General features: G+C 34.5%; 15 protein-coding genes, 1 tRNA gene and 3 rRNA genes. 1 reads left to right on the top strand and 18 read right to left on the bottom strand.

Features of this window, described 5'->3' with window-relative positions:
• Positions 1 to 115: 115 nt before the first annotated feature.
• From ACN6I1_RS01970 to ACN6I1_RS01900, 15 genes are all read right to left on the bottom strand, one after another.
• A complete protein-coding gene (locus ACN6I1_RS01970; RefSeq protein ID WP_419742550.1) occupies positions 116 to 298 on the bottom strand; it encodes a hypothetical protein in 183 nt (60 codons plus the stop codon).
• A gap of 74 nt (positions 299 to 372) precedes the next feature.
• Positions 373 to 1485, bottom strand: a complete 1113-nt coding sequence (gene wecB / locus ACN6I1_RS01965) for a non-hydrolyzing UDP-N-acetylglucosamine 2-epimerase (protein ID WP_419742549.1) — start codon at positions 1483 to 1485, stop codon at positions 373 to 375.
• A gap of 375 nt (positions 1486 to 1860) precedes the next feature.
• Positions 1861 to 1977: ribosomal RNA gene (gene rrf, locus ACN6I1_RS01960) — 5S ribosomal RNA — on the bottom strand.
• A gap of 126 nt (positions 1978 to 2103) precedes the next feature.
• Positions 2104 to 5018: ribosomal RNA gene (locus tag ACN6I1_RS01955) — 23S ribosomal RNA — on the bottom strand.
• Between the two features lie 114 nt (positions 5019 to 5132).
• A tRNA-Ala gene (locus ACN6I1_RS01950) sits at positions 5133 to 5208 on the bottom strand.
• Positions 5209 to 5266: 58 nt separating this feature from the next.
• Positions 5267 to 6768, bottom strand: a 16S ribosomal RNA gene (locus tag ACN6I1_RS01945).
• Together the 16S, 23S and 5S rRNA genes with 1 tRNA gene alongside form the textbook arrangement of a ribosomal RNA operon.
• 199 nt (positions 6769 to 6967) lie before the next feature.
• The gene (locus ACN6I1_RS01940; RefSeq protein WP_419742548.1) at positions 6968 to 7621 is read right to left on the bottom strand and encodes a glycoside hydrolase family 73 protein; all 654 of its coding nucleotides are present in this window, start codon (positions 7619 to 7621) and stop codon (positions 6968 to 6970) included.
• A 101-nt stretch (positions 7622 to 7722) separates the two neighbouring features.
• Positions 7723 to 8769 (bottom strand): ABC transporter substrate-binding protein, encoded by a 1047-nt coding sequence (locus ACN6I1_RS01935; RefSeq protein ID WP_021428549.1) that lies wholly within the window; start codon positions 8767 to 8769, stop codon positions 7723 to 7725.
• Between the two features lie 2 nt (positions 8770 to 8771).
• Entirely contained in the window at positions 8772 to 9446 is a 675-nt protein-coding gene (locus ACN6I1_RS01930; RefSeq protein WP_334292041.1) for an ABC transporter permease, read from the bottom strand.
• Between the two features lie 98 nt (positions 9447 to 9544).
• The gene (locus tag ACN6I1_RS01925) at positions 9545 to 10384 is read right to left on the bottom strand and encodes an ABC transporter permease (RefSeq protein WP_021431830.1); all 840 of its coding nucleotides are present in this window, start codon (positions 10382 to 10384) and stop codon (positions 9545 to 9547) included.
• A gap of 3 nt (positions 10385 to 10387) precedes the next feature.
• Positions 10388 to 11431: a spermidine/putrescine ABC transporter ATP-binding protein gene (potA, locus tag ACN6I1_RS01920; protein WP_035118743.1), complete on the bottom strand. Its 1044-nt coding sequence runs from the start codon at positions 11429 to 11431 to the stop codon at positions 10388 to 10390.
• A gap of 18 nt (positions 11432 to 11449) precedes the next feature.
• Positions 11450 to 11989 (bottom strand): helix-turn-helix domain-containing protein, encoded by a 540-nt coding sequence (locus ACN6I1_RS01915; RefSeq protein WP_021428548.1) that lies wholly within the window; start codon positions 11987 to 11989, stop codon positions 11450 to 11452.
• Positions 11990 to 12296: 307 nt separating this feature from the next.
• Complete coding sequence (gene nagB, locus ACN6I1_RS01910) at positions 12297 to 13046, bottom strand: glucosamine-6-phosphate deaminase (protein ID WP_419742547.1); 750 nt, start codon at positions 13044 to 13046, stop codon at positions 12297 to 12299.
• A 19-nt stretch (positions 13047 to 13065) separates the two neighbouring features.
• Entirely contained in the window at positions 13066 to 14199 is a 1134-nt protein-coding gene (nagA, locus tag ACN6I1_RS01905) for an N-acetylglucosamine-6-phosphate deacetylase (RefSeq protein WP_419742546.1), read from the bottom strand.
• Between the two features lie 11 nt (positions 14200 to 14210).
• The gene (locus tag ACN6I1_RS01900; RefSeq protein ID WP_419742545.1) at positions 14211 to 14945 is read right to left on the bottom strand and encodes a GntR family transcriptional regulator; all 735 of its coding nucleotides are present in this window, start codon (positions 14943 to 14945) and stop codon (positions 14211 to 14213) included.
• 200 nt (positions 14946 to 15145) lie between these two features.
• Between ACN6I1_RS01900 and ACN6I1_RS01895 the strand changes: the two genes are divergently transcribed.
• Positions 15146 to 15988 (top strand): S1 RNA-binding domain-containing protein, encoded by an 843-nt coding sequence (locus ACN6I1_RS01895; protein ID WP_021428557.1) that lies wholly within the window; start codon positions 15146 to 15148, stop codon positions 15986 to 15988.
• Positions 15989 to 16020: 32 nt separating this feature from the next.
• On the opposite strand, the gene ACN6I1_RS01890 is transcribed toward ACN6I1_RS01895, so the two are convergent.
• The 3 genes from ACN6I1_RS01890 to ACN6I1_RS01880 all read right to left on the bottom strand — a co-directional run bounded on the left by ACN6I1_RS01890 (position 16021) and on the right by ACN6I1_RS01880 (position 19216).
• A complete protein-coding gene (locus ACN6I1_RS01890; protein ID WP_220797262.1) occupies positions 16021 to 16398 on the bottom strand; it encodes a hypothetical protein in 378 nt (125 codons plus the stop codon).
• A 128-nt stretch (positions 16399 to 16526) separates the two neighbouring features.
• Entirely contained in the window at positions 16527 to 17837 is a 1311-nt protein-coding gene (locus tag ACN6I1_RS01885; protein ID WP_419742544.1) for a 6-phospho-beta-glucosidase, read from the bottom strand.
• Between the two features lie 23 nt (positions 17838 to 17860).
• The gene (locus tag ACN6I1_RS01880) at positions 17861 to 19216 is read right to left on the bottom strand and encodes a PTS sugar transporter subunit IIC (RefSeq protein WP_419742543.1); all 1356 of its coding nucleotides are present in this window, start codon (positions 19214 to 19216) and stop codon (positions 17861 to 17863) included.
• Positions 19217 to 19249: the final 33 nt, after the last annotated feature.

The raw sequence follows: 19249 nt of genomic DNA, 5'->3' as shown, positions 1-19249 counted from the left end.
ATCCCTTCCTTTATAAAGTAATTATACCATATAAAAAAACATGCTTTCGGCTATAATACTGTTATTAAAATTGTCCGTATAATGTAATAAGTGTGTAGTTATAACTACACACTTATTACATTATTTTTATCAATGCTATATCTTCATTATTAACTTCAAAGTCTTTTATAACAAAATTATTCATAACTATATTTCCAAACCTATACTTTGAACTATCAAAATCAATATACTGACAATCAAATATCATGTTCTCATTTAGATAATCTGTATTAATACGCTTTAATACAACTCTATACATAAAATTCCTCCAATTAAACAATTTAGTCTATACTATAATTATTTATTGGACTTACTATTTTTATTCACTTTTACCTATTTATTCAAGTATTTTTTTATTATACTATCAACGATGTACTTACTTGCAAGACCATCTCCATATGGATTTGAAGCTTTAGACATTTTTTCATAGGTTTTTTTGTCTATTAATAATTCCTTTGCCGTATCATATATATCTTTCGAATTTGTTCCCACTAATTTTAATGTCCCCGCTTCTACTCCTTCAGGTCTTTCCGTTGTATCTCTAAGAACTAAAACTGGCCTTCCAAGAGAGGGGGCTTCTTCTTGGATACCTCCACTATCAGTCATTATTAAATAAGACTTACTCATAAAATTATGAAAATCTATAACGTTTAAAGGCTCTATTAAATGTATTCGCTCATTATCACCTAAAATCTCATCAGCAATAGTTTTAACTTTAGGGTTTAAATGTACAGGATATATTACTTGAACATCATTAAATTCGCTTACAATCTTATTTATGGCTTTAAATATATTTTCCATATTTTCGCCCAAGTTCTCTCTTCTGTGAGCAGTAAGTAGAATCATTCTATCACTTTTAATTTTATCTAATATTTTATTGTTATACCCTTTTTTAATAGTTGTTTTTAAAGCATCTATAGCCGTATTTCCAGTTACATAAATATCATCACTACACTTTCCTTCTTTTATTAAATTTTCTTTTGATGTATTAGTTGGAGTAAAATGCATATCTGCTATAATGCCTGTAACTTGTCTATTTATTTCTTCTGGATATGGAGAATATTTATTATAAGTTCTAAGTCCTGCCTCCACATGTCCAACATCACATTTATTATAAAATGCTGCTAAACTAGCAGACAATGTTGTTGTCGTATCTCCATGTACCAAAACTATATCTGGCGTTAATTTTCTTATTACCTCATCTATTCCTTCTAGTGCACTAACTGTTATAGATGTTAGCGTCTGATTGTTTTTCATTAAATTCAAATCAAAATCTGGAGTTATATCAAATATCTCTAAAACTTGATCTAACATTTGTCTATGTTGAGCTGTTACACATACAATACTTTCAATTTCTTCTCTGCTCTCGAGTTCTTTTACTAAAGGTGCCATTTTTATAGCCTCTGGCCTCGTTCCAAAAACGGTCATAACCTTAATCTTATTCAAAGCTATCATCTCCTTTAAATTTATTATTCGAATCTTAACTAAGTATAGTTATATCCAAATATAGATACCTTTAAATATATTTTCCCTATTTCCTAGATTTTATTTTAATCCCATCTCCTACAAACGTAATCATTCTTTATTTTGCACAACAAAGAGTAGTTGATATTTAGTCTGTAGCGAAGTGGCCATTTAAAGCATCTTTTCTTATCCTTTATCTCATACTGTACAAGCGTAATTCTTCTTTATTTTGCACAACAAAAAGTGGTTGATATTTAGTTTGCAGCGAAGTGGTCATTTAAAGCATCTTCTCAGCTTTATGACCCAAGCGCAAACTAAATATCAACCACCACAAATCCACGTAAAATAAAAAAGATTACGCGGCTACGTCCTACTCTCCCAGGCAGCTTCCCACCAAGTACCATCGGCGCTAAAGAGCTTAACTTCTGTGTTCGGAATGGGAACAGGTGTATCCTCTTTGCTGTAATAACCGCATAATCTTTATTTAGAGTTAGTACTCTAAAAACTGAATAACATTTGTAGATTAAAATTCACCGTGATCATTTCGCCAACGTCTAAATATTCATATACATTCATATTTATCCCGTTGCTCAAATAATCTTGGTCAAGTCCTCGATCTATTAGTATCGGTAAGCTACATACATTGCTGCACTTACACCTCCGACCTATCAACCAGGTAGTCTTCCTGGGATCTTACCCTTACGGTGGGAAATCTTATCTTGAAGTTGGCTTCGCGCTTAGATGCTTTCAGCGCTTATCCATTCCGTACATAGCTACCCAGCCATGCCCTTGGCAGAACAACTGGTACACCAGAGGTACGTCCATCCCGGTCCTCTCGTACTAAGGACAGGTCTCCTCAAATTTCCTACGCCTGCGACGGATAGGGACCGAACTGTCTCACGACGTTCTGAACCCAGCTCGCGTACCACTTTAATGGGCGAACAGCCCAACCCTTGGGACCTACTACAGCCCCAGGATGTGATGAGCCGACATCGAGGTGCCAAACCTCCCCGTCGATGTGGACTCTTGGGGGAGATAAGCCTGTTATCCCCAGGGTAGCTTTTATCCGTTGAGCGATGGCCCTTCCATGCGGAACCACCGGATCACTAAGTCCGACTTTCGTCCTTGCTCGACCTGTATGTCTTGCAATCAAGCTCTCTTCTGCCTTTACACTCTACGCACGATTTCCGACCGTGCTGAGAGAACCTTTGAGCGCCTCCGTTACTCTTTGGGAGGCGACCGCCCCAGTCAAACTGCCCACCTGACAGTGTCCCAATACCTGATTCAAGGTATCTGGTTAGAATCTCAGTACTACAAGGGTGGTATCCCAAGGATGGCTCCACCGAGACTGGCGTCCCGATTTCATAGCCTCCCACCTATCCTGTACATGTAGCACCAAAATTCAATGTCAAGCTACAGTAAAGCTCCATGGGGTCTTTCCGTCCTGTCGCAGGTACCCGGCATCTTCACCGGGATTACAATTTCACCGAGTCTGTTGTTGAGACAGTGCCCAAATCGTTACGCCTTTCGTGCGGGTCGGAACTTACCCGACAAGGAATTTCGCTACCTTAGGACCGTTATAGTTACGGCCGCCGTTTACTGGGGCTTAAGTTCACTGCTTCGGATAAATCCTAACAGATCCCCTTAACCTTCCAGCACCGGGCAGGCGTCAGCTCCTATACATCGTCTTACGACTTAGCAGAAACCTGTGTTTTTGGTAAACAGTCGCTTGGGCCTATTCTCTGCGGCCACCTCGGGCGTTAACCCTAACGTGGCACCCCTTCTCCCTAAGTTACGGGGTCATTTTGCCGAGTTCCTTAACAACAGTTCTCTCGCTGGCCTTAGGATACTCTCCTCACCCACCTGTGTCGGTTTGCGGTACGGGCACCTTTAATCTCGATAGAAACTTTTCTCGACAGTGTGAAATCAGCTACTTCGCTACTTAATTTCGCTCCCCATCGTACCCCAGCATTATCATGGCGGATTTGCCTGCCTTGACTGCCTCAGTACTTAGCCACACATAACCAACAGTGTGGTTAGCTTATCCTACTGTGTCATTCCATCTCTCAAACGATTATCGGTGGTACAGGAATCTCAACCTGTTGTCCATCACCTACGCCTTTCGGCCTCGGCTTAGGTCCCGACTAACCCAGGGCGGACGAACCTTCCCCTGGAAACCTTGGGTTTACGGCCCGTGGGATTCTCACCCACGTCTCGCTACTCATGCCAACATTCTCACTCCTATACTGTCCACACGTCCTTACGGTCATGCTTCAGCCTGCATAGGAAGCTCCCCTACCTATCATAAATGATATCGTAGCTTCGGTAGTAAGTTTTAGCCCCGGTAATCTTCGGCGCAGGATCACTCGACCAGTGAGCTATTACGCACTCTTTAAATGAGTGGCTGCTTCTAAGCCAACATCCTGGTTGTCTATGCAATCCCACATCCTTTACCACTTAACTTACATTTAGGGACCTTAGCTGACGATCTGGGCTGTTGCCCTCTCGACTATGAATCTTATTACCCACAGTCTGACTCCCAAGTATAAAATAACGGCATTCGGAGTTTGATAATCTTCGGTAAGCGCAATGCCCCCTAGGATATTCAGTGCTCTACCTCCGTATTTCTCAACCTTGAGGCTAGCCCTAAAGCTATTTCGGGGAGAACCAGCTATCTCCGAGCTCGATTGGAATTTCACCGCTATCCACAAGTCATCCCCGAGCTTTTCAACGCTCGTGGGTTCGGACCTCCACGAAATTTTACTTTCGCTTCATCCTGCTCATGGATAGGTCGCTCGGTTTCGGGTCTACGACAGCAAACTTAACGCCCATTTAAGACTCGCTTTCACTACGGCTCCATACCTTAAGTACTTAACCTAGCTTACTATCGTAACTCGTTGGCCCGTTCTACAAAAAGTACGCGGTCACACATATAAAGTGCTTCCACAGCTTGTAAGCGCAGGGTTTCAGGTTCTATTTCACTCCCCTCCCGGGGTTCTTTTCACCTTTCCCTCACGGTACTATGCGCTATCGGTCACTAAGTAGTATTTAGCCTTGGAGGATGGTCCCTCCTGCTTCCCACAGGGTTTCACGTGTCCCGTGGTACTCTGGATCACATCTAAAGTCTTCTCGTTTCAACTACGTGGCTATTACACTTTATAGCGGAGCTTTCCAACTCTCTTCGTTTACGATACCTCTTCGTTGATGATGTGTCCGCAACCCCAGCGAAGAAAACTTCACTGGTTTGGGCTATTCCGCGTTCGCTCGCCGCTACTTACGGAATCGAATTTCTTTCTTTTCCTCCGGGTACTTAGATGTTTCAGTTCCCCGGGTTCCCCTCACTAAGCTATGTATTCACTTAATGATACTTAGACATTACTCTAAGTGAGTTTCCTCATTCGGAAATCTTCGGATCAAAGTTTACGTGCAACTCCCCGAAGCTTATCGCAGCTTATCGCGTCCTTCATCGGCTCTTAGTGCCAAGGCATCCGCCCTGCGCCCTTAATAACTTGACCAGTTATCAAAAGTGTTATTTTTTAAAGAGTTTTCTTCTCTTATAATTGGTTTATTTAATCATCACTAAATGTTATGCAGTTTTCAAAGTACTAAAGTACAATTAAGTACTAATATGGTGGAGATGAGGAGGATCGAACTCCTGACCCCTTGCGTGCAAGGCAAGTGCTCTCCCAGCTGAGCTACACCCCCACAATATGAAGTTCATTTAAGAACTCTCAAAATTAAACAGTAGGTAATTACTCCTTAGAAAGGAGGTGATCCAGCCGCACCTTCCGATACGGCTACCTTGTTACGACTTCACCCCAGTCATTGGTTTCACCTTCGACGGCCGCTTCCTAAAAGGTTAGCTAACCGGCTTCGGGCGCCCCCAACTTCCATGGTGTGACGGGCGGTGTGTACAAGACCCGGGAACGCATTCACCGCAGCATTCTGATCTGCGATTACTAGTAACTCCAGCTTCATGTAGGCGAGTTTCAGCCTACAATCCGAACTGAGAATGGCTTTAAGGGATTAGCTCCACCTCGCGGCTTGGCAACCCTCTGTACCACCCATTGTAGCACGTGTGTAGCCCTAAGCATAAGGGGCATGATGATTTGACGTCATCCCCACCTTCCTCCGAGTTATCCTCGGCAGTCCCTCTAGAGTGCCCAACTTAATGCTGGCAACTAAAGGCAAGGGTTGCGCTCGTTGCGGGACTTAACCCAACATCTCACGACACGAGCTGACGACAACCATGCACCACCTGTCACCACTGTCCCCGAAGGGAAATCTCCGATTAGGGAGAGGTCAGTGGGATGTCAAGCTTAGGTAAGGTTCTTCGCGTTGCTTCGAATTAAACCACATGCTCCGCTACTTGTGCGGGTCCCCGTCAATTCCTTTGAGTTTCACTCTTGCGAGCGTACTTCCCAGGCGGAGTACTTAATGCGTTAGCTGCGGCACCGAGGGGGGTAACCCCCGACACCTAGTACTCATCGTTTACGGCGTGGACTACCAGGGTATCTAATCCTGTTTGCTCCCCACGCTTTCGTGCCTCAGTGTCAGTTACAGTCCAGAGAGCCGCCTTCGCTACTGGTATTCCTCCTAATATCTACGCATTTCACCGCTACACTAGGAATTCTACTCTCCTCTCCTGCACTCAAGTTCTCTAGTTTCAAAAGCTTACTACGGTTGAGCCGTAGCCTTTCACTTCTGACTTAAAAAACCACCTACGCACCCTTTACGCCCAGTAATTCCGGATAACGCTAGCCCCCTACGTATTACCGCGGCTGCTGGCACGTAGTTAGCCGGGGCTTCCTCCTCAAGTACCGTCATTATCTTCCTTGAGGACAGAGCTTTACGACCCGAAGGCCTTCATCGCTCACGCGGCGTTGCTGCATCAGGCTTTCGCCCATTGTGCAATATTCCCCACTGCTGCCTCCCGTAGGAGTCTGGACCGTGTCTCAGTTCCAGTGTGGCCGATCACCCTCTCAGGTCGGCTACTGATCGTTGCCTTGGTAAGCCATTACCTTACCAACTAGCTAATCAGACGCGGGTCCATCCTGTACCGCCGGAGCTTTGATATAAAAGCCATGCGACTTTCATATGTTATCCCGTATTAGTATACCTTTCGGTATGTTATCCGTGTGTACAGGGCAGGTTACCCACGCGTTACTCACCCGTCCGCCGCTCTCTCCGAAGAGATCGCTCGACTTGCATGTGTTAGGCACGCCGCCAGCGTTCATCCTGAGCCAGGATCAAACTCTCAAATATAATTTAAAAAGTTGTCCATCGCTCAGCTAATCATTATCTGAATATCTGGCTTGGTTGTTTGTGTTTAATTCTTTAAAAAAGAATTTTTATAATTAACCTACTGTTTAATTTTCAAAGTTCTTAATCCATGCTCTCTTGAGCACATGTATAATAATATCATCCTTTTTTTTTGAAGTCAACACTTTTTTATATTTTTTTATTAATCTATTAAATTTAAGTTATATCTTTCTATTAAATCTATTAGCATATCTGCATATATAGCTTCCCCTTGTTCATTTTTTTTAGTGCTATAACCTGCATCTTCTAATGCTTGAGCTTGTGATTTATAGTCTTTTCCTTTAAACAAACCATGTTCTGCATATCTTGGATTTTCTTTTAAAAACTTTGCATGATCTCTTATTGAATCATCTAATGAGTTGTATTTTCTGAATTTAGCCATTACTTCATCACTATAATTTTCTGATGTTGCTACTTCTACATTCTCACCTTTCCATCTTTCATCTGCTTTTATTCCAAATAAATTGTTACTGGTTTTTGTTAATTCTGATTGCCCCCAACCAGATTCAAGTATCGCCTGAGATATAGTTATAGATGGCAATACCCCATATTCCTTATAACTGCTTTCAGCTTCTTTTTCAATATCTTTAATAAACTTTATTTTTTCCTCTTCGATCTTCAATGACTCTATTTTAGCTATTTTTTTTTCGTAATTTTTATTTTCATATACAGTGTATATTCCTCCAACAACAAATGATAAAACTAAAATCAAACTAAGACTTTGAAGTAACTCTTTATTTTTTTTATTATTAATATTAAATTTTCTTCTAAAGTTTCTCTTTTTTCTTATCCCCATACTACCCTCCACTTTCTAATTTATATTATAATATCATCTTGTAAACTTTTATATGCTAATTTACGCAAAAAAATAAAAAAGCTCATTCAAATGAGCTTTTTTTATTTAGACTTCAGCTTTATCCAAGCTTCGTCGTATAATCTTAATTTGTTCCCTAAATCAATAAATGTTTCAGTCTTATCCATAACAGATTTAGGAGGATATGCAACAGGATTTGAAGTTACATCTTTATCTAATAACTTTAAAGCTCCTTCATTAGGAGTTGAATATCCTATATATTCAGCATTCATCTTCGCAATTTCAGGATCTAATAAAAAGTTTATAAACATTTCAGCTTCCTTTTTATTTTGTGCGCTTTTAGGTATTGCCATTGCATCTACCCATTTATTTGTACCTTCTTTAGGTATTGCATAAGCTAAATTAGGGTTTTCTTCCATTAAAGTCACTGCATCTCCTGAGTAAGCAATCCCCATAGCCACTTCTTCTCCTAGAAGTCTATCTTTACCTTCATCATTTACATATGCTAATACTAAATCTTTTTGTTTCATTAACTCTTTCATTGCTTCATTTATTTCTTTAGGATTAGTTGTATTCATGCTGTAGCCTAATCTTTTTAATGATATTCCCATAGTATCTCTCACTGAGTCAAACATCATTATATTGCCTTTATACTTAGGGTTCCAAAGTATGTTCCAACTATCAACTGGTTCTTTAACCATTTTTTTATTATATAATATACCAAAAGTTCCCCACATATATGGAACGCTATATTCATTAGTTTCGTCATATATAGGATTTAAAAAGCTTTTATCTATATACTTCATATTTGGTATATTTTTAAAATCTATTTTTTGAAGAAGTCCTTCACTTTTCATTTTTTCAACCATATAGTCAGATGGGAATATTAAATCATAATTAGTACTTCCACTTTTAACTTTTTGATACATCATTTCATTAGTATCATAAGTTTCATACTGTACATCAATTCCAGTTTTTTCTTCAAATAAAGTTATTATATTTTCATCTATATAATCTCCGACATTATATACATTCAAAACTTTTTTTGAATCTGTACCTCCACATCCAGTAAGCATAGTTGAAACCATTAAACCTATAGTAATTAAAATTGATATTTTTCTTAATTTCATAATTATTTATCACTCCTTACTATAGATTGTTTCTTATTTGATATTAAAAGTAAAATTAATACAACTGTAAACATTATTGTAGATAGTGCATTAATTTCAGGTTTTATTCCTCTTCTTGCCATACCATATATTTCTATAGATAAGTTACTAACTCCATTTCCAGTATTAAAGAAACTTATTATAAAGTCATCTATAGACATTGTAAACGCAATTAAAAATCCAGATATTATACCTGGTTTTATCTGAGGTAAAACAACTTTTCTTAAAGCATACATAGGTGTTGCTCCTAAATCCATAGCAGCCTCTTCTATATTTTGAGGAAGTTGCTTTATTTTAGGAAGCACTGATAGTATTACATAAGGAATACTAAACATTATGTGAGATAGTAACATAGTCGTAAATCCAAATTCTAATTTTAAAAATACATACAAACTCATTAATGCTACTGCTGTAACTATATCTGGATTTAATACTGGAAGATAGTTTATATTAAGTATTAACTTTCTTCTTTTACCTCTCATTTTATGTATTCCTATAGCACTTATAGTTCCTACTATTGTAGCTATTATAGATGAAATTATAGCTACTAACAAAGTATAATATAACGCATTCATTATACTATCATTATGAATAAGTTGCTTATACCACTTAAATGTAAATCCATTCCAGTGGGCCATAGATTTAGAATCATTAAATGAAAATACTGCTAGCGCCATTATTGGTGCATATAGAAATAAAAACACTAATGTTAAGTAAATATTCGATGCTAATTTCTTTAAAATAATAACCCACCGCCTTCCTTATCACTGTCATCTTCAAATCTTGACATAACTGCCATAGATATTAATATTACAATCATCATAAATATCGATATCGCAGATCCAAAGTTCCAATCTCCAACTACTGTAAATTGTTGCTCTATTAAGTCTCCTAGTAACATAAATTTACCTCCACCTAATAATCTTGAGATAGCAAATGTAGTTACAGCTGGCATAAATACCATAGTTATCCCTGAAATAACTCCAGGTACACTAAGTGGGAATATAACTTTAGTGAAAACTTGGAAGCTATTAGCTCCTAAGTCTCTAGCTGCATTAATTAAATCATTATCCATTTTTGATAATGATGTGTATATTGGTAGTACCATAAATGGTAAAAAGTTATATACCATTCCAAGTAATATTGCAAAGTTAGTATAAAGTAATGTAACAGGCTCTATTCCAAATAATCCTAAGAATGAATTTAATATTCCATTTTTACCTAAAATAGCAACCCATGCATATGTTCTTAAAAGGAAGTTCATCCACATTGGAAGTATGAATAATAATATTAAAGTATTTCTTTTGCTTATATGAGCCTTAGAAATTATATATGCAACTGGATATCCAACTAATAAACATATTATTGTTGATGATCCAGCTAAAACTATAGATCTTAAAAATACTTTTAAGTATATAGGGTTAATTAATCTTTTATAATTTTCTAAAGAAAATATTAGCTTATCTCCATTTTCAACGGTAAAACTGAAAACCAGCACAAGAATTAAAGGTACTACTATAAATAGTGCACTCCAGATTATATAAGGGTAAGCAAGAATTGATTTATTTTTCTTCATAATCTATTCGCTCACTTTTCTCATTATATGGATATCTTCTGGATATATATCTAACCCTAATTCACTTCCAACTTGTGCACTTTGTGTATTATGTAGTATCCACATTCTTCCGTTTTCATTAACTTCAATTTCATAGTGAACACCTTTAAATAATACTGATGTAACTTTTCCTTTTAACATTCCTTTTTCTGGTTCAACCATTTTTACATCTTCCGGTCTTATTACAACTTCAATATTTTCATTTTTTTCAAAGTCTTTATCTACACACTTGAATTTCTTCCCACAGAATTCTACTAAATAGTCTTCTAACATAATTCCATCAAATATATTACTTTCACCTATAAATCTAGCAACAAATGAATTTTCTGGCTCATTGTATATATCTTGAGGAGTTCCCATTTGTTGAATTTTACCTTTATTCATAACAATTATTTTATCCGACATAGTTAAAGCCTCTTCTTGGTCATGAGTTACAAAAATAAATGTTATTCCTAATTTTTTTTGTATTTTTTTTAATTCCATTTGCATTTCTTTTCTTAATTTTAAATCTAATGCTCCTAAAGGTTCATCTAGTAATAAAACTTTAGGCTCGTTTACCAATGCTCTAGCTATAGCTACCCTTTGCTGTTGTCCTCCACTTAGCGATTCTACTTGTCTTCTTTCAAACCCATCAAGTGCAACTAATTTAAGCATTTCTTTTACTTTTTTATCTATTTCGTCTTTAGGTAGTTTTTTTATTTTAAGACCAAAAGCTATATTTTCATATATGTTCATATGAGGAAATAAAGCGTATTTTTGGAATACTGTATTTATTTGTCTTTCGTGAGGTGGTATATCTGTGATATCACGTTCTTCAAATAATACCTTACCTTCATCAGCGTACTCAAATCCAGCTATTATCTTAAGCGTTGTAGTTTTTCCACATCCACTTGGTCCTAATAATGTTAAAAATTCATTTTTCTTAATGTCTAAACTCAAGTTGTCTAAAACTTGATTGTCATCATATCTTTTAGATAGATTTTTTAATTCTATTATGTTTTCTAACAAATATATCACCTCTTTCTCTTAAAATGATGGTGGTGTACTCACCCATATAACCTTAGCTTCTGTCTTTCCAGCATTTGATATATAATGATTTGCTCTAGGCTTAAAGTAAAAACTCTCGCCTTTTCTAACTTTATTCTTCTTATCTCCTATGTGTAAGTAAATTGAACCGGCTAATACATAACCAAATTCTTCTCCTTCATGAGGCTTTTCTTCTTTATATTGACCTCCTGGAGATAAAGATATTAATATTGGCTCCATTTCATTTTTCTGAGAGTTTGGAACCAACCACTTAAATGTATATTTTAATTCTTCATCCTCAGTTTCAAACATATCTTCTTTTGAAAAACAAATTTTTTCATTATCCATTTCATTAAAAAATTCTTTTAAGTTCGTTCCCAAAATTTCTAATATATCTATAAGTGTAGCTATGGATGGTGATGTTAAATTGTTTTCTAATTGAGATATAAATCCCTTAGAAAGTTCACATCTATTTGCTAGCTCTTCTTGTGTTAACTGTTTTTCTATTCTTAATCGTTTAATTTTTTCACCTATATCCATGGTCCACCTCCTATTTTAAATCATTTTTACTAAACCTTTTGTTTAAAATTTCTAAACAACAAGACATATTATATAAAATTAAGCTACAAATTTCAATACTTTTTTAAATATTTTTTTATATTAATTTTCACTTTAAACCCCAGTGTTTTTAAGGATTTGTAGATTTAGCATTTATTTTAGTTTATATTAATATTCATAAAGTTTAGTATGCCTAATTATATTTTTTTTATTATATTTTGCTATTTTATTCCTAATTTTAGTTTATAAAATGCAAATAACCTGCTGTTTAGCAGGCTATTTATACAATTTATATTAATTTATAGTCTTCCTCTTTTAACTTACTTGCCGCACCTTCATCTAAAATTAATATTGTATCTCTGTGAAGCTGAAGTATAGATGATGGAACTTGAGGAGTTATGTCTCCATATACAGTATTGTGTATAGCCTCAGCTTTACCTTCTCCTGATGCCAACAAAATTATCTTTTTAGATTTAAATATAGACCCAATTCCCATAGTTACTGCTTTTTTAGGAACTTCATCTATAGATTCAAAGAATCTTGCATTTGCCTCTATAGTAGATTCTTTTAAATCAACTAAGTTTGTTCCTTTTACAAATACATTTGATGGTTCATTGAATCCTATGTGTGCGTTAAGTCCTATACCTAAAACCTGTATATCTATTCCTCCAATATTTTTGATAGAATCATCATATTGTTTACATTCAAGTTTTATATCCTTAGTCATACCATTTGGTATATTTACATTTTCTTCCTTTATATTTATATGATTGAATAAGTTTTCATGCATAAAATGATAGTAACTTTGATCATTCTCTCTAGGTAACTGATAGTATTCATCTAAATTGAATGATTTCACCTCAGAAAAGTCTAATGTAGCTTCCTTATACATTTCTACTAAATTCTTATACATTCCTATAGGCGTACTACCTGTTGCTAGCCCTAGTATAGAATCTGATTTTAAAGTAACCTGACTTGCTATTATTTGAGCAGCTTTTTTGCTCATTTCATCATAATTTTTACAAACTAGTATTCTCATATTAACCCTCCACCTATAATTAATTTCTTTTAAACACTATATTTCCATCTACAATAGTCATGTAACAATTTAATTCATTATCAAATATAGCTATATCTGCATCTTTTCCTATATCTAAACTTCCCTTATCATTACTTATTCCTAGTGAACTAGCTGGATTTAAAGAAGCCAAATGTATTGCTTCATTTATATTTAAATTTGTATTTTTATAAAAATTATTCACCATATTATTTAAGCTTGAAACACTTCCTGCAAGAGACCCGTTTTCTAATCTAGCTGCTCCATCCTTAACTATTACAGCCTGGCCACCTAAACTATATGTTCCGTTTTCTAATCCTCCTGCTTCCATAGAATCAGTTATTAATACCACTCTTTCTTTACCTTTACTATCTAATATAAATTGGAATAGATCTTTAGTTATGTGTATAGTATCACATATAAATTCACAGTATGCATCTGTTGTCAATGCAGCTCCAACAACACCTGGATCCCTATGATTTAAACCTGTCATTCCATTGAATGTATGAGTTATATTGCTAGCACCTAATCGTATAGCTTCTCTAGCCTCTATAAATGTAGCCGCACTATGACCTATAGATAAAACTATATTAGTATTACTTTTTATAGATTTTGTAAATGTAAAATCTAAATCTTCTTCTGGTGCATAAGTTATAACTTTTATTACATCCTCATATTTTTTAACTAATTCATAATTAGGATTAGTTATATAATTTCCATTTTGTGCGCCTTTGTATATTTTATTTATAAACGGTCCTTCTAAATGAGCCCCTATAACCCTAGCTCCCTCAGTATTTCTATTCATACCTCGTTTTATAGATTCTAATGCTTTTAAAATTGATTCTTCGTCCATTGTCATAGTAGTAGGTAAATATGACGTAACACCATGTCTTGCTACTGATTTAGATATAATGTCTATAGCTTCATCTGTACCTTCCATCGTATCTTTTCCCATATTCCCATGTATATGTATATCTATTAACCCTGGAGATACTAACTTACCTTTAACATCTATAACTTCACATCCACTTGGAACTTCATCTGTTATATCTATAATCTTTTTATCAAATACTAAAACCTTATTTTCTAGTACTTCATTTCTTAATAAAATCTTTCCATTTATTATAGCCTTCATAATTATACCTCCTATGCATTTAATGTTATTTCATACTGGTACTTATCACTTCTAAATATGGATATAGTGTACTCTACAGGTAAATCTCCATCTGCGTACGAAGTTCTTTTAAGTTTAAGCGCTAAAGTATTTTTGCTTTGTTTTAAAAGTTTTGATTCTTCTTCAGATAAAATCATTGGTTCTATTATCTGTTCAGCTTTTTTCATCTTATATCCATAAACTTCATTTATTATATTGTATAAAGAGTTCCTTTCTTTCAAATCGTTTTCCAGGTTGTTACAAATACTTTTTGGTATATAACTTATTTCAATTCCAAAAGGTTCGCTTTCAATATACCTTAACCTTTCAACTCTATATACCTTTTCATCTTCATTATTTATATTTAAAACTTGTCTTATATACTCATCCTTTTCATTTTCCTCAAATGATAAAATATCAGTTTTTATATCCATTCCCTTATTCTTCATAACCTCGGTAAATCCTTGCATACTAGAAAATCTATTTCTTTCTTTTTGGGCAGAAACGAAAGTTCCTTTTCCTTGAACTCTATATAAAAATCCTTCATTTACCAAATTAACTATAGCTTTGTTTACTGTCATTCTACTTACATTTTGAATATTACAAAGTTCTCTTTCTGGAATTATAGAATCCCCTGGTTTAAGATCCCCTAAATCAATCATTTCCCTTATTATTTTCATAAGTTGTATATGTAAAGGGATATCAATATTCTTATTTACTAACTTCATATAAATCACCACTCTTTTTATATGGTATATACCAATTTTGGTATATACCAATTATACTATTTTTATTATAGAACTTCAATAGAATATACATTTTCTTTTTTTAATTTAGTTATTTTATATTTTATTTATAAGATACCCATAAATATGGTATTATAATAGAATATGTAATTTTTAATATAAAATTAAAGAGGTGAACGTACTTGATAAAAATAGGTGATTTCAACAAATTAAAAATAGCTAGAAAAGCTGATTTCGGTTTTTTCCTAGACGCGCAAACAGGAAATACTTCAGATGATATTTTCATGCATAGAAAATTTACAAATTATGAGGCTTTAATTCCTGGTGATGAAGTAAATGTATTCGTATATAGAGATTCTAAAGATAAATTAGCTGCTACTTTAAACCCACCATTAGCTAAAGTTGGCGAAATAGGTTACTTTGAAGTTGTAGATGCTACTAAAATAGGTTACTTTATTAATATTGGACTTGAAAAAGATATTTTAGTTCCTTTTAGTTCAAAGCATTATGATCTAAAAAAAGGTGATAAATATTTATTTTATATATACTTAGATAAAACTGAAAGAATAGCTGCTACTACTAGAATAGAAGGTTACTTATCTACTGACTCTGAGTATAAAGTAGGAGATAATGTTACAGGTGTTGTTTATGGATTCCAAACTAACGATAGTGCGATGGTTTGTGTTGACAATAAATTTGAAGGAGTTATACTTCATAACGAATACTTTACAAAACTTAACATCGGAGACAAATTAAATTTAAATGTTATAAAGGTATACGAGGACGGTAAGCTAGGTCTTACTCCAAGACAAGGTAGAGAGCAAGAATTAAATGAGTTAGAAAGTAAAATCATAAACCATCTAAATAATGCTTCTAGAGGGTTCATGCCTTTAAATGATAAATCTGATCCAGCTGATATTGCATCAGTATTTGGTTGTAGTAAGAAAAACTTCAAACGTACACTTGGAGTTCTTATGAAAAAAGGGTTAATATCTCAAGATGAAGAAGGAACTCGTCTAATATAAAAAAAAGAGTATGGATACCCATACTCTTTTTTTTATTTTTCCTTTGTATCTTTAATTTCACCAGTATATATATCGATTTTGTGAGTTCCCATATCTTGTTCGTGATAATGAACCTCTCCTTCATCGTCTTTTTCTTCTATAGATACGTTAACTTTAACTTCATAGTTATTACCCACTTGCTTTATATCTTCTTCCGTATTAGACACCCCATCTCCATATGTAGCCTTCAATACCTTTAGTGCATTTTCTTTTGAGATTGGTTCTATCTTATTTTTATCTTTATTTTCAGATACTTCAATTTGATCTTCCTTTGAATTCAAAGGATTTTTTCTATTTACAAAAACAACTGAAACTAGCACACCAACTACTAATATGCTGATTATTCCTATTATAATATTTTTTTTACTCATATAAATTCTCCATACTATATTTTTATATAATTTAAACTTTTATTAAAATATAGTATACCATATATTTTAAATATAAAAAAAGGGCACTATTTAGTGCCCTTTTTTATCCTATTCCCCCCGAAACAGTCCTACTTATTAAATTGTGGTAAATAATCTTTGTGAGCTTCCATCATTTCATCTAATATAGTCTTAGCTAAATCATCAGAAGGTATTAATGGATTTATACATAGAGCTAAATATGCTGCATTGTAATCTCCATATACAGCAGCTTTTGCTGCCAACATTTCAAATGATTTTATTTGGCTTACTAATCCATCTACAGCATCTGGTAAATATCCTATAGATAATGGTTTAGGCCCATTTTTTGTTATAACACTACTTACTTCAACAGCTTGATTGTCTTTAAAGTTTCTTATAGCTCCATTATTAATTGTATTAACTACCTGAGTATCTCTTTTATCATTGTATATAGAACTTATTAAATTACATGCTGCATCACTATAATAAGCTCCTCCTCTTTTTTCTAATTGAGGTGGTTTTATATCTAGATTTTCATCTTTATATAATTCAAATAATTGATCTTCTAGCTCTTTAACAACTTGCCCTCTAGCTTTCCCTTTTGCGAATTCATTTAATTCTTCATCTAGCATTTCTTTAGTTTTGTAATAGTATCTATGGTATGGACAAGGAACTAATCCTAAACTTTTAACAAAATCCGCATTAAACTCTATAGCTTTTATATTTTGCATTGTTAATTTTGAGTGTACAAATTTATCTATTGCTTCATCTGTAACATCCTCTCCATCTAAAGCTACATTAAGCCCATAAACCATATGGTTAAGCCCCGCAAAGTCCATTTGAATTCTTTCATTTTCAACTTCAAACAACTTAGCTATTCCGTTTCTCATACCTATAGGAACATTACATAACCCTATATAGTTTTTAAAATCAGTATATCTAAATACAGCTTCTGTTATTACACCTGTAGGATTTGTAAAGTTTATTATCCATGCGTTAGGACATAATTCTTCAACATCTTTTATTATATCAAGAACAACAGGTACAGTTCTTAATGCTTTGAAAAGTCCTCCTGCCCCATTAGTCTCTTGCCCTATTACTCCATGTGATAAAGGTATACTTTCATCTTTTATTCTAGCCTCTAATAATCCTACCCTTAATTGTGTAGTAACAAAATCTGCACCCTTTAATGCCTCTCTTCTATCTAAAGTTAGATGTATTTCCATATCTATTCCAGCTTTTTTAACCATTCTTTTAGCTAGATTTCCAACTATTTCTAACTTGTGCTTCCCTTCTTCTATATCAACCAGCCACAATTCTTTTACTGGTAATTCTTTGCATCTTTTTATAAACCCTTCTACAAGTTCCGGAGTATAACTTGATCCTCCACCTATAGTTACTATCTTTAGTCCTTTTTTCATAGTCATATCTCCTATCGTTATTTCTAAAATTCTAAATCGTCAAAACTGAAATCGTCATCATTTCCTTGATCTGTAGCTAAAGTAGCTTTTCTTTTGTCTATTTTCTCTGCTGCTATTACAAATGGTATATATATAACTATTGATATCAATAGATTAACTGCTGCTAAAGCCGCTCCAGTCCAGTGACCAGTTGCTAAAAATCCTCCTAATATAGGTGGTGTTACCCAAGGTATTTTAGCTGCAATTACAGGCATTACCAATCCCATATCTATTGCCAAATATGCAACTGCTGAGCATACAACAGGAGCTAAAATGAAAGGTATCATATATATTGGGTTTAATACTATTGGTAATCCAAATATTACAGGTTCACTTATATTGAATACTGACGGCGCTAATCCTAAAGCTATCATGTCCTTACGTCTTCTTCCAGCTATTATTAAAGCTATTATTAATCCAAGAATCATACCTGATCCACCTAAGTATACAAATGCATCAAGGAATGCTCCTGCTAAAGTATGGAATCCTTCAGTAGCTCCTGCTTGAGCTAATGCTGCATTTTCTGCTCCTAAATCCATCAATAATGTTTCTGTTATAGGCATCGCTATATTTGCCCCATGAAGACCTATAGTCCATAATGCATGTATAAAGAAAGTAATTAACATAGTTGAACCTAATGAGTCTGCTGCTCCTTTTAACGGTGCTGCTAGATAAGTATTTAATAAATCATTTAAGAATAATCCACCTGATAATGTTTTTATTAATAATCCAATTGCTCCAAATATAGCTATAGTTAACATACCTGGTATTAACTTAGCAAAAGACCTTGCTACTGCCGGTGGTACTCCATCTGGCATCTTTATATTTATTTTCTTAATCCTAGATAACTTAACAAATATTTCAGTTGCTAGTAATCCTATTACTATCGCTGTAAATAATGCAGAGTTTGAAATATATCCACTTGGGACAAATCCCCATCCGCTAACTTTGTCTCCTGCTTCAGTAACTATGTTAGCTACTTGAGGTGACATTACAAAGAATATACTAAGAGCTATAAGTCCTGCTTGTAAACCATCTTCATCATATGATTTTGCAAGATTATAAGCTACTCCTACAACTAAGAATAAAGCCATAGTTGCAATTGATCCCCACCATAAATCTGCACCTAATGTAGTCCAAGTCTCCCCAAAAGTATTTTTCATAAAATTTTGATAAGCTGGTATAGGTAAGTTATTTACTAATGTTGCTAATGCTCCTATCATAGTTATTGGTATCATTGCTACGAATCCATCTCTTACAGCTACTAAATGCCTTTGTGCTCCTAGCTTTCCAGCTACTGGGATAATATACTTATCCATAAACTTCATTATCGCTCCCATAATAATCCTCCCTTTAATTTTGGAAATCGTTTT

Origin of the sequence: Paraclostridium dentum (assembly GCF_048568265.1) — a bacterium.
GTDB lineage: Bacteria > Bacillota > Clostridia > Peptostreptococcales > Peptostreptococcaceae > Paraclostridium > Paraclostridium dentum.
The sequence above is the reverse complement of the archived record's forward strand: the minus strand, read 5'-3'. Positions and strand labels throughout refer to the sequence as shown.